Annotated in this window: 2 protein-coding genes; both read right to left on the bottom strand. The window is 62.7% G+C overall.

The genetic code is table 11. From position 1 onward, the window contains the following. Nucleotides 1–730: aminotransferase class III-fold pyridoxal phosphate-dependent enzyme (locus ALO80_RS17075; protein WP_144434233.1), on the bottom strand; the 730-nt coding region annotated here is incomplete at its 3' end. Between the two features lie 177 nt (nucleotides 731–907). Then, entirely contained in the window at nucleotides 908–13,918 is a 13,011-nt protein-coding gene (locus tag ALO80_RS17070) for a non-ribosomal peptide synthetase (protein WP_055009844.1), read from the bottom strand. Between the last annotated feature and the right edge of the window lie 63 nt (nucleotides 13,919–13,981).

Raw genomic sequence — 13,981 nt, 5'->3', positions numbered from 1 at the left:
CCTCTAGAATGACCGCCGCAGGCAGTTGTACGCCCGCTTCCGGGTCGTTGAGCAGGTTCTCCAGATAATGCAGATTGGCGCGCACACCCTGTTCGCCGCCAAGTCCGAACGGGCAGCGGTAATCGTAGGGGTACGGCAGAAACTGCACGCCTGTGCCGAGCAAGGCACCGAGGGGCTTTTTAGGCCCCAGGCTGCCCATCAGGCTCAACGCGCCCTGGCTCATGCCGTGATAGCCGCCCTGAAACGACAGCACTGTGCTGCGCCCGGTAGCGGTGCGTACCAGCTTCAAGGCGGCTTCCACCGCATCGGTGCCGGTCGGGCCACAGAACTGAATCTTCGCGTCATTGGCCAGTGCCTGCGGCAGAAGGCCGAACAGGTCCTGAACGAACTGGTCTTTCACCGGCGTGGTGAGGTCCAGGGTATGCAGCGGCAATTCATCGGCAATGATTTGCTGGATCGCTTCGATCACCACTGGATGGTTATGCCCCAGGGCCAGCGTACCGGCACCGGCCAGGCAATCGATAAAGCGCCTTCCTTCGACGTCCTCGACATGGATGCCCTTGGCCCGCTTGAGTGCCAGCGGAATCCGCCGCGGGTAGCTGCGCGCATTGGATTCCTGGCGGCTCTGCCGGGCCAGCAATGGCGATTCATCGAACTGGTAGAGCGTTTCAGCCGCTGCCGGGGCAACCCGAGTCAACTGTTCATCGATAAGCCTGGTAGCGACTGACATCTGTGCAACCCTCAATACGCTGCGATAAGCGAGACCGTTGATGACCTGAGACACGAGCCTTGGCGCATGCCGGTTCAGGCGTTTGTTCGTTCCTTTGAAAACGCGCCAGCGAGCTGCGGATTTACACCCGGTAACGAGTTTTTTATCCGCAGCGCCAGCGCCCCGACGAGAGGCTGATCAGAGCCCTTCCAGTTCCGCCATCAAGTCAGCCAGACGATCAAACTTCTGCTCGTCGACCTGCGCTCCGCCCAGGCTTTCCAGATGCGCGGCCAACGCCTGTACGGTGTTGAATTCGAACATCGCCCGCAACGGCACGTTGCGCTGCAGCAGCTTCTGCGCACGTGTAACGACCTGGGTCGCGAGCAACGAATGCCCACCCAACTCAAAGAAGTTATCGGTGATGCCGACCCGATCGACCTTGAGCACATCGGCCCAGATCGTCGCCAGTTGCTGCTCCATTTCAGTCTGCGGTGCCTGATAATCCTGCTGCACCTGACTGACGTCCGGGGCAGGCAGGGCCTTGCGGTCCAGTTTGCCGTTCGGGGTCAGTGGCATGGCCTCCAGAATCACCAGATGCGCAGGCACCATGTAGTCCGGCAGGCTGGCCTTGAGATGGGCTTTCAGCTCATCGCGCAGGGCATCGTGATCCTGAATTGCAGAGCGTGGCACCAGATAAGCCGCCAGCACTTTGCCCAGCGGGCCGTCGACATCCAGCACTACCGACTCGCGAAGCGCCGGATGCTCCTGCAAGCGGCTTTCGATTTCGCCCAACTCGATGCGATAACCACGAATTTTCACCTGATGATCGACCCGGCCAACGTACTCCAGCACCCCGTCCTTGCGTCGCCGCGCCAGATCTCCGGTGCGATACAGACGTTCGCCCGGCGCGCCGAACGGATGCGGTACGAACACCGGAACAGTGCGCAGTGGATCTGCGACGTAACCGCGCCCGACCCCGGCCCCGGCCACGCACAGTTCGCCGACTGCGCCCAGCGGCACGAGGTCCAGCGTATCGTCGAGCAGGTACAGACGATTGTTGTCGGTCGGCGAACCGATCGGCAGATAAGCACTGCGGGTGGAATCCGCATCGACCCGGAAGAACGCCACGTCGTCGGAACACTCAGCCGGCCCATAAGCATTCACCAGCCCGATACCCGGGTAGCGTTGCAGCCACTGACTGGCCAGCTCCGGCGGCATGGCTTCGCCGGTCGGCAGCATCCAGCGCAGGCTGTCGAGCACTGCCTGCTCCTCGGCGAGCAGACCGGTTATCAGCGAAGGCACGCTTTCCAGCACGCTGATGCGCTGCGCTTGCACGTGCGCCAACAAGGCCTGCGGATCGCGGGCAATGTCGTTCGGCACGATGTCCACCCGAGCGCCGAACAGCGGTGCGGCAAGGAACTGCCAGACCGAGATATCGAAGCTCTGCGAGGCCGTCTGAGCGATCACGTCGCTGTCGCTAAGGCTCAGATAAGGCACTTTACTCAACTGGTTATTGAGCATGCCACGCTGCTCGACAATCACGCCTTTCGGTAGCCCGGTAGAGCCGGACGTAAAGATGACGTAAGCGAGGTTGTCCGGCGTACTGTAGCGGCCCGGATTGTGCTGTGCAGAGTCGTTCTGCTGCACGTGCTCCCAGACCAGCAGCAGCGGACGGTGCGCTTCAGGCAACGCATCGAGCAACGCTTTGCCCTGCTCGATACATTGCACGCTGCAAACCAGCACCGGAGTACCGCTCTGGCCGATGATGCCGCTCAGGCGTGAATCAGGCAGCGCCGGGTCCAGCGGCAAGTAACCGGCACCGGCCTTGAAGCTGCCGATGATCATGCCCAGCAATTCGGGCCCGCGTTCGGCCAGCACGGCAACCGGCTGATCGAAACCGATACCGGCTTTGATCAGCACATGGCCCAGACGGTTGCTGGCGATATTCAGTTCGGCATAGCTGAGCTGGCGATCCAGGCAACTGACCGCTGTCCGCTGCGGATGCGCCTCAACCTGTGCCTCGAACAGCTCGACGTAGCTTTTATCCAGCGGGTAAGCGTGCTCGCTCTGGTTGCAGCCCTCGATCAGGAAACTGCGTTCCTGATCGCTGACCAGCGCCAGCTCGGCCATATCGCCGTGGAAGCCCTCGATCAGCGCCAGCAGGAGGCGTTTGAACTCGGCGAGCATGTTCTGCACGGTGGATTCGTCGAAGTAACGCTGATCGTAGGACAGGTGCAGGCCGAGGTCATCGCCCGGATAGCAAACGGCCGTCAACGGGTAGTTAGTGTGGGTGCGGCCGGAGTCCGAAGTGGCATTCAGGCTTTGTGCCCGGTCGAGCACCGAGACCTCCACCGGCGCGTTTTCGAACACGAACAGGCTGTCGAACAGCGGCTGGCCCTTGGGCAGCTCACTGTTTTCCTGAATGGTCACCAATGGCAGGTATTCGTACTCGCGCAGTTGCATGTTGCTGTCCAGCAACTGGCTAAGCCACTGACGAACGCTGCAACGCTGGTCGTCAGCCGGCATGCCGATACGCAGAGCGATGGTGTTGATGAACAGCCCGACCGTGCGCTGCATTTGCGGCAGTTCCACCGGACGACCGGCCACCGTGACGCCGAACACCACGTCGCGATCACCACTCATGCGCCGCAAGGTCAGCGCCCAGGCCGCCTGGGCGAAAGTGTTGACGGTCAACTGATGCTGCTGCGCCAGTTCACGCAGGTGCGCGCCGTCGCGTTCATCGAGACGGGTGTAGCAGTCGCCGACCACCATGCCACCACTGTCACCCGCATGTTCACGCAGGAACGGCCGGTCGCTGGGTATCGGCGTAGGCCGCTCGAAGCCGCGAAGGTTGTGCTGCCACCAGTCACGCGCCTGGGCCAGACCACGACGTTGCAGCCAGCCGATATAGTCGCGATAACGCGGCGCGGGCGTCAGTTGCGCATCGCGGCCTTCGCCCAGCGCGGTGTAAATGTCGAAGAAGTCGTTCATCAGCAGCGAGCGACACCAGGCATCGATCAGGATGTGGTGGTTGCTCATCATGAACCAGTAGCGTGCCTCGTCGACACGGATCAAACGCAGGTGGAACGGCGGCTGATCGAGCAGATTGAAACCGGCCTCGCGCTCGGACTTGAGCAAAGCCTGCAAACGCGGCTCCTGCTGGTCCTCGGGCACGTCTCGCCAATCCAGGTAATCGATCGGCGTGCTGCCCGGCTTGTGAATGACCTGCAGCATGGTTTCACCGATATCCCAGCAGAACGAGGCACGCAGGGCTTCGTGACGGGCGATGACCGCTTGCCAGGCTTGAGCGAAGCGTTGCGGGTCCAGCGCGCTGTTGATGCGGTAGCGGTCCTGCATGTAATACAGGCCGGTGCCCGGCTCCAGCAGCGTGTGCAGCAGCATGCCCTCCTGCATCGGCGTCAACGGATAGACGTCCTCGATGTGGCTCGCCGGGACCGGCAATGCATCCAGCTGCGCCTGATCCAGATCGGCCAGCGGGAAGTCCGAAGGCGTCAGACCGCCGCTGCCATCGGCCAGGCAATGGGCAACCAGTGCCTGCAACCGGGCCAGATAATCCTGCGCCAATGCTTCGATAGCGCCAGGTTGATAGCGCTCGGCACTGAAGGTCCAACGCAACAACAGTTCGCCACCATACACCTGGCTGTCGATGCTCAGTTCATTGGGCAACGGCGCGTGCGGATCGTGGGCCGCACCCGGCGACTCTTCCAACGGATGGAACAACGCGTCGCTGGCAAAACTCTGATCGAACTGGCCAAGGTAGTTGAAGGTGATCGGTGCCACCGGCAGTGCCTGCATGGCAGCCCTGCTGGCGCTGTCGGCCAGATAGCGCAGCACGCCGTAGCCCAGCCCTTTGTGTGGCACTTGGCGCAGTTGCTCCTTGATCGCCTTGATCGAGTCGCCCGGCGTTGCGTCGGCAGCCAGCGCCGGGGTGAGGCGTAACGGATAGGCGCTGGTGAACCAGCCTACGGTACGAGTCAGGTCGATCTCGTCAAACAGGGTTTCACGGCCGTGGCCTTCCAGCTGGACCAGCGTCGACGGCTGCCCGCTCCAGCGGCAGATCACGTCCGCCAATGCGGTCAGCAGCAGGTCGTTGACCTGGGTGCGGTAGGCGCTGGGGGCCTGTTGCAGCAGTTGTCGGGTACGTTCCGCATCCAGCCGCACGCTGACCGTTTGCGCATGGCGATTCTGCTGACCACCCGACGGGTTATGACACGGCAGTTGTGCCGCAGGACCGCCAAGCTGGCGTTGCCACACCTGCAGCTCTTCACGTAACGATTCGTTACCCGCATAGGCCTGCAAGCGTGCAGCCCAGTCGCGCAAGGCACTGGTCTTGGCCGCGAAGCGCACCGGCATTACCTCGCTTGATTGACGATAAGCGCTTTGCAGATCGTCCAGCAGCACACGCCATGACACGCCATCGACGACCAGATGATGAATGACTAACAGCAGGCGTTGCCGGTCCTGCGGCCCGTCGACCAGCAAGGCGCGCAACAGTGGGCCGTCTTGCAGATCAAGACTGCGCTGGGTATCGGCATACAAAGCCGCACATTCGGCCATGTCTGCGACACGCGCCTGAATCAGCAGGCTTTCGGCCGTCACTGCGCGGTGTTCGGCCTGCCACTGGCCATTGTGCTCGGTGAAACTCAGGCGCAGGGCGTCATGCTGTTCGAGCACCGCACGCAACGCCTGCTCCAGCAGACGCGGATCGAGGGTGCTGAGTGGCTCCAGCACCAGCGACTGGTTCCAGTGCTGACGCTCGGGGATGGGGGTGTCGAAGAACCAGTGCTGAATCGGCGTCAGACCGGACAGGCCCTGCAGCAGGCCCTGTTCGGCCTGAATCAGTTCACTGGCGGTCGCCACGGCAGCCAGGGTCTGCACGGTCTGGTGCTGGAACAGGTCACGCGGGCTGAAATGAATGCCCACCTGACGTGCCCGGCTGACCACCTGAATCGACAGAATCGAATCGCCGCCCAGTTCGAAGAAGTTGTCGTTGAGGCCGACTTTTTCCACATTTAGCACTGCACACCAGATCGCCGCCAGCTGCTGCTCCAGTTCACTGGCCGGTGCCACGTAATGTTGACGATTGAGTTCAGGGTCCGGCGCCGGCAAGGCGCGGCGATCAAGTTTGCCGTTGGCGGTCAGCGGCATGCTGTCGAGCAGAATCAGGTGGGTCGGCACCATGTAGTCCGGCAATTGCGCCTTGAGGTGCAATTTGAGCGATTCGCGCAGTCGGGCCTGCTGTGCATCGCCCTGCCCGGCCACATCACTGACCAGATAACCCGTCAGTTGCTTGCCTGACGGTGTGTCCAGCGCCAGCACGATGGCTTCGCGGATGGCTTGGTGCTCCAACAGACGGGTTTCGATCTCGCCCAGTTCGATACGGAAGCCGCGAATCTTTACCTGATGGTCGATACGCCCCATGTATTCCACCAGCCCGTCCGCGCGCTGGCGCACCAGGTCGCCGGTGCGATACAGACGTCCGCCGTTGTCGGCAAACGGGTCGGCGACGAAGCGCTCGGCAGTCATGCCGGGACGCTGATGATAGCCCTGCGCCAGACCTGCACCGCCGATATACAGTTCGCCGTTCGCGCCCTGCGGCACCAGCGCCAGATCGGCGTCGAGAATATAGGCAACGCGCGCGCCGACCACACGACCGATCGGTACGCTGGCTTCCCCCTCCTGCAGGTGGTGCGGGGCCAGGCTGGCCAGCGGCATGACCACGGTTTCGGTCGGCCCGTAGGCGTTGAAAAACAGCTCCGGCTGGAAAACTGCACGGATGCGTTGCAGGTGCTCGCCGGTCAGCGCTTCGCCGCCCGTGATGCACATGCGTATCGGCAGGGTCTGGCCCTGAGTCGCCAGCCACTGGGCCAACTGGCTGCCATAACTGGGCGTGAAGCCAAGCACATTGACTTGCTGCTGACGAATCAGCGTGCAGATTTCTTCAGCGTCCCATTGCCCCTGAGCGCGCAGCACCACACGCGCGCCGCTGAGCAACGGCACCAGCAGGCGCTCGGTGGCAGCATCGAAGTTGATTGAATAGAAATGCAGTTCGCAGTCATCGGGCTGCATGTCGAAGCGACGAATCACCGCCTGACAATGCATGGCGATCTCACCATGGGACACCACCACGCCTTTGGGTTTACCGGTCGAACCAGAGGTGTAAATAAGGTACGCCTGATGCTGCGGCAGGCTGATGAAAGGCAGCTCATGGGTCGGGCAGGAAGCCAGCAGTGGCTGATCGTCTTCCAGGCACCAGCGGGCAACAGTGGCAGGCAATTCACCGAGGGCTGCAAACAATGCGCGGTCGCTCAGCAGCAGGCCGACGCCGCTGTCTTCGATCATGTAGTGCAGACGCTCCAGCGGGTATTCCGGGTCGAGCGGAACGTAGGCACCGCCAGCCTTGAGGATCGCCAGCAGGCCGACGACCATGTCCAGCGAACGCGGCAGCGCCAGGCCGACGCGAACCTGCGGGCCGACACCACGCTCGCGCAGCATCCAGGCAAGCTGGTTGGCCCGTGCATCGAGCTCGGCGTAGCTCAGGGTTTCGCCCGCAAAGGTCAATGCCGGCGCCTCTGCACGCAGCCGGGCCTGCTCGGCGAACAGGCTGTGAATGCACTGATCGAGCCGTTGTTCGCCCGCTTCGACGCCCAGGCTGTCAAGCAAGTGCTGACGCTCGGCATCCTGCAACAGAGGTAACTCACTCAGACGCTGTTGCGGATCGACGAGCAGCGCTTGCAGCAGGTTCAGCCAGTGTTCGGCCATCTGCGCGATGCGCGGCTCGTCGAACAGATCGGTGCTGTAGGTCAGGCAGCAACCCAGGCGGTGATCGAGTTCGGTGACTTCCAGATTGAGGTCGAACTTGGTGGCACGCGCATCGTTGACCAGATACTCGACGTTCATGCCTGCCAATTCGCGGCTTTGCTGGAACTCCCAGCGTTGCACATTGCACATCACCTGAAACAGCGGGTTGTAGGCCGCGCTGCGTGGTGGCTGCAACGCTTCGACCAGATGATCGAACGGCAAGTCCTGATGTGACTGACCTTCGATGACCGTGTGGCGAACCTGCTCGAACAGCTGTGCAACGCTCATCTGCCCGTCGAGCTGCACGCGCAGTACCTGGGTGTTGAGGAACGCGCCGATCAGGCCCTCGCTTTCCGGGCGAATGCGGTTGGCCACCGGCGCGCCGATGCGCAGGTCATTCTGGCCGCTGTAGCGGTAAAGCAGCACCGCCAGCGTGGCCGTCATGGTCATGAACAGGGTCAAGCCGTTGCGGGCGTTGAAAGCACGAACCTTCGCCGCCAGTTCGCTGTTCAGATCGAAGCGGTACAGTTCGCCCTGATGGCTTTGTACCGAAGGACGTGGCCGGTCCGCGGGAAGCTCCAGCAGCGGGTGCTCGCTGCCCAGTTGAGCAGTCCAGTAATCGAGCTGGCGCTGACGTTCGCCCGCCTCCATCCACTGGCGCTGCCAGACGCTGTAATCGAGGTATTGCACCGCCAGTGGCTCCAGCGGAGACAGCTTGCCCTCAAGAAATGCTTCATAGAGCTGGCCCAGTTCGCGGGCAAAAATGTCCATTGCCCAGCCTTCGGTGACGATGTGGTGCAGGGTCAGGACAAAGTAATGCTCGAGATCGGCAGCCTTGACCAGACAGGCGCGCAGCAGCGGACCGGTTTCCAGATCGAAGGGCTGATGCGCCTCGCTGTCGGCCAGCGCCTGAATACGCTGCTCACGGACCTGGGCGGGCAGCGCCGAGTAATCCTGCCATTGCACGCGCAGGCCGGTGTGTTCGCTGACCTTCTGGCAGGCAACGCCATTGACGCTGGGGAAAGTGGTGCGCAAGGTTTCGTGGCGCAGGATCAAGGCTTGCAATGCGGCCTCGAAACGCTCGATGTTCAATACGCCTGTCAGACGTGCCATGCCGCCAACGTTGTAGGCCGGGCTGTCCGGTTCCATCTGCCACAGGAACCACATGCGCTGCTGTGAGTAGGACAACGGCACCGGCTGGCTGCGGTCGACACGGGCAATCGGTTGCAGGCTGCTGCGCTCACCCGATTGTTGAATGGCCTCAACTTGCTCGGCAAACGCGCCCAGCTCGCTGGCTTCGAACAGCGCACGCAGTGGCAGGTCGATGTCGCAGGCCTGCCGCACACGGGAAATGATCTGGGTCGCCAGCAGCGAGTGCCCGCCCAGTTCGAAGAAATCATCACGCAAGCCGACACGCGGCACACCCAGCACCTGGCGCCAGATAGCGGCGATCTGTTTTTCCAGGTCGGTCTGCGGCTCGACATGCTCTCGGGTCTGCCACTGCGGTTCGGGCAAGGCGCGGCGGTCCAGCTTGCCGCTCGGGCCGAGGGGCATGCTGTCGAGGCGTACCAATTGCGCCGGGACCATGTAGTCCGGCAGCTCCAGTGCCAAAGCCGACTTGATCCGCTCGGCCTGAACGTCCTGCCCGGCTTCGGCAGTGTAGTAGCCAATCAACTGCGGACCCGCAGCGGTTTCACGTACCAGCACGGCAGCATGACCAACGCCCGCCTGGGCCAGCAGCCGGGCTTCGATTTCCTGCGGCTCGACACGGAAGCCGCGCAGTTTGACCTGCTGATCCAGACGCCCAAGGTATTCCAGTGCGCCGTCGGCAGCCCAACGCACCAGATCGCCGGTGCGGTAAAGGCGTTCACCCGGCTGGCCCAGCGGATCGGCGATAAAGCGCTCTGCGGTCAGCCCCGGACGATTCAGATAACCACGCGCCAGGCCGATGCCGCCGATACACAGTTCTCCGGCCACCCCGCGTGGCAGCAGGTTCAGTTCGCTGTCCAGCACGCGGCACAGTACATTGCCCAGCGGGCGGCCGATCGGCGAGCGCAGCCCATCGGTAACCTGACATTGCCAGTGAGTAACGTTGATCGCAGCTTCGGTCGGGCCATAACGGTTGTGCAACTGCACGCCGGGCAGTTGTTCCAGCACCCGATTGCGCAGCTCGCCCGGTAACGCTTCGCCACCGGAAAACAGCCGACGCAGGCTGGCGCATCGCTGCGCCAGCGGCTCATCGATGAACAGTTGCAGCAGCGGCGGCACGAAGTGCAGCGTGGTCACCGCGTATGCATCGACAAGCTGCGCGATGCGATGCGGATCGCGGTGTTCACCGGGACCTGCCAGCAGCAGGCGGCAACCGGTAATCAACGGCCAGAAGCATTCCCACACCGAGACATCGAAGCTGATAGGCGCTTTCTGCATCAGCACGTCGCTTTCATCCAGCGCGTAGGTATGCTGCATCCATTGCAGGCGCTCGGCCAGAGCGGCGTGGGTGTTGCCGACGCCCTTGGGCTGGCCGGTCGAGCCGGAGGTGTAGATCACATACGCCAGGTTGTCGCCGTGCAGATGCAGGCCCGGCGCGCTGACAGGCCAGTTGTCCAGGTGCAGCGTGTCCATCGCGACCGTGCAGACCCCTTCCGCGCTCGGCAGGTCGCCCAGCAGGTGGCTCTGGGTCAACAGCAGCTCGACCCCGCTGTCTTCCAGCATGTAAGCCAGTCGCTCAATCGGATAATCCGGGTCCAGCGGCACGTAAGCGCCCCCGGCCTTGAGGATCGCCAGCAGACCGATCAACAGCTGCGGGGAACGCTCGGCGGCAATCGCCACCTTGACGTCCGGGCCTACACCCTTGTCGCGCAGGTAATGTGCCAGACGGTTGGACTGCGCATGCAGACTGGCATAGTCGAGGCTGCCGCCGTCCCATATCAGCGCGGTACGTTCCGGAGTCTGGCGAACCTGACGATCCAGCAGTTCCGGCAACCAGAGCCGGGCCGGAGTGCAAGGCGCGGCGCTCCATTGCGCCTGCTCGTCCTGCTCATCGACGCCGAGCAGTTGCACCTCTCCCAGTGCAACCTGCGCGTGCTGGCTGACCTGGGTCAGCAAGCATACGTAGTGCCGGGCCATCGCGACGATGGTGTCGCGATCAAACAGCTCATCGGCATAATCGAAGGACAGGTTGAGTCGACCATTGCGATCCTCCTCGCTGTGCAGCTGTAAATCGAACTTAGCCTCGCGGCTGTGCCACGGCAGCTCTTCGGCCAGCAACCCCGGCAGGCGACGCAGTGCACCGAGGTCGCGTTGCTGATGGTTGAACATCACTTGAAACAGCCCGTGCTCACGCGCCTGCGGGAAGGCTTCGACCAGTTGTTCGAACGGCACGTCCTGATGGGCCTGGGCTTCCAGTGCGGCCTGGCGGGTCTGGGCCAGCAACGTCGAGAACGGCAGGCGCGGGTCCAGCTGTGCACGCAGCACCAATGTGTTGATGAAGAAGCCGATCAGGCCTTGGGTCTCATGGCGCGGACGGTTGGCACCGGGCACCCCGATGCGAATGTCGGTCTGCCCGCTGTAGCGATGCAGCAAGGTCTGGAACCCCGCCAGCAAGAACATGAAAGACGTCGACTGCCAGGCGTGCGCAGTGTTGCGTACGGCCGCGCTCAGCTCGGCACTCAGGCGCAGGCTGTAACGTGAAGCGCTGTGTTGCTGATGTAACGAACGCGGATGATCGGTGTTCAGCATCAGGGTCGGCTGCTCGTCGCCCAGTTGCTGCTTCCAGTACGCCAGCTGTCGCTCGGCCTCGCCGTTCGCCAGCCATTCCCGCTGCCACTGGCCGTAGTCGGCGTAACGCAGCGGTAAAGGTGCCAGTTCCAGGATCTGGCCCTGAACAGCCGACGCATAGAGCCGCGAGAACTCGTCGATCAGCACATTCAGCGACCAGCCATCGGCAATGATGTGATGCAACGTGACCAGTAATTGATGCTCTTCTTCGTCCAGTTTCAGCAACGTGACACGCAGCAGTGGGCCGTTTTGCAGATCGAATGGCCGACGCGCCTGCTCTTCGCGAACGGCAACGGCGCGCGCCTGACGCTCCTCGCCGGGCAGGTCGCTGATATCGATGGCGTCGAGATGGAACTGAATGGGCGTATCAATACGTTGCAGCGCCACGCCATCCAGCTCGTAGAAGCGTGTACGCAGCGATTCATGGCGCTCGATGAGGCGCTGGAAGCTGGCATGCAACGCCGTGACGTCGAGTTCGCCACGCAGGTAAAGCCCGCCGGGAATGTTGTAGGCACTGCTTTGCGGGTCGAGCTGCCAGAGGAACCAGAGGCGGTTCTGGGCCATGGATTGCGGCAAATGCGCGTTGCCGGGCAGCCTGACGATAGTGTTCCGGGACGGGCTGTCACCCTGCAGTGCGGTGCCCTGCAGCGCTTCGACCTGTGCCGCAAAAGCCGCCAGCGTCGGCGCTTCAAAGAGCATGCGCAGGTTCAGATCGATGCCCAGCGTCTCGCGCAGCCTTGCCACCACCCGGGTCGCGACGATGGAGTTGCCGCCCAGCAGGAAGAAGTGGTCGTCGGCGCTTATGTGCTCACGCTGCAATTGCTCGCACCAGATACTGGCGATCTGCGCTTGCAGGTCCGAACCCGCGTCAGGGACATCGTTTTGGGACGCCGTATCGGTTGCGGGGAACACCGCGTAGCTGTCAAGGCTGCCATCGGCCAGACGCGTGCGGCACGCCGAGCGTTGCAACTTGCCGCTGGACGTCTTGGGCAGCGCGCCCGGATTGAGCAGCACCACAACACTCGGCGCTTCCTGAAACGCTTCGGCAACAGACTGACGAATGACCTTTATCAGCGCCTCTGGGGAGAGGATTTTCTGCACGCTGCGGCTGACTTCAGCGGCGATACCGATGCCTTCGCTACCGTCCTGATTGACCGCGAAGGCCGCGACACGGCCTTTGCGCACCACATCGACTTCGCACTCGACGACTTTTTCGATGTCCTGCGGGTACAGATTGTGGCCACGGACGATCAGCATGTCTTTCAAACGACCGGTGATGTACAGCTCGCCGTGGCGCTGAAAACCCAGGTCGCCGGTACGCAGCCAGGTCTGGCCATCGTGTTCGACAAAAGCCTTGGCGGTCGCTTCCGGATTGCGCCAGTAGCCGTGGGCGATGCTGGGGCCGCTGGCCCAGACTTCGCCTATACGATTCTCGTCCAGCACCTGCAGAGTGACGGGATCGGCGATCAATACGCCATGCCCTGGCTGGCCAGTGCCGCAACTCATGACCGGCTGCCCGTCGCCAGGCTCAGCCACATTGCGCGCCAGCGCCTGTGCGTCCAGACGCAACGACGGGATACCCTTGCCGCGCTTGCCACCGGCGACATACAGCGTCGCTTCGGCAAGCCCGTAGGACGCCATGTAGCTGTCCGGCGTGAAGCCGCAGCTGGCGAATTTTTCGGCGAACGCAGTCAGGCTGTCCTCGCGGATCGGCTCGGAACCCGAGTACGCGACACGCCAGCGGCTGAGTTCCAGACGCTCCAGCGCCGAGTCACTGACCCGAGCACTGCACAACTGATAGGCAAAATCAGGCCCGCCGCTGATGGTGCCGCCGTACTCGCTGATCGCTTCAAGCCAACGCAGAGGACGCGTCAGGAAGTATGCCGGTGCCATCAATATGCAAGGCACGCCGCTGAAAATCGGTTGCAGCAAGCCGCCGATCAAACCCATGTCGTGGTACAGCGGAAGCCAGCTGACAATGACGTCGTCCGGGTTGACGTCGATGCCGAAGCCATGACGGATCAACAGTTCATTGGCGACCAGATTGCCTTGCGTGACCTGCACGCCCTTGGGCAGCGCGGTAGAACCCGATGTGTATTGCAGAAATGCGATGTCATCGGCATGCAATGACGGCCCTTGCCAGCCTTCGGCCGACGCGCTGTCCAGCCTGTCGACGCAGAGCAGTTGCGGCGCGTCGGCAGCGGCCAACTCACCCATCTGCAGCAAGGCGGGCTGCAAGTCGGAACCGGTCAGCACCAGCCGTGGCTCGGCATCGGCGATGATCGACAGCAGCCGCTCCTGATGATGACGGCGATTGGACTCCGGCGGATAGGCCGGCACTGCGATGATCCCGGCATACAGACAGCCGAAGAACGCTGCCACGTAGTCCGGCCCGCTATGGAATAGCAGAATCGCCCGATCCCCGGGCACGGCCTGACGATGCAACGCAGCCGCGATGGTCCGCGCACGCAGGTCCAGATCACGGTAGGTCAACACCAGACCCTGATCGTTCTCGTCGAAGAGAAAACGCAGGGCCAGCCGATCCGGCGTGTGCAAGGCGCGACGCTGAAGAGCCTGAGCCAGAGTGTCGGGGAGTTCAAACGCATCCATGATGGGGTTCCTGCTAGATTCGGCGTGCCGGATAAGATCTGAATTTCAAAAAAAGGCGCGCGC

The sequence above is a fragment of the Pseudomonas caricapapayae genome (assembly GCF_001400735.1).
GTDB lineage: Bacteria > Pseudomonadota > Gammaproteobacteria > Pseudomonadales > Pseudomonadaceae > Aquipseudomonas > Aquipseudomonas caricapapayae.
This window is presented reverse-complemented; position numbering and strand designations above follow the sequence as displayed.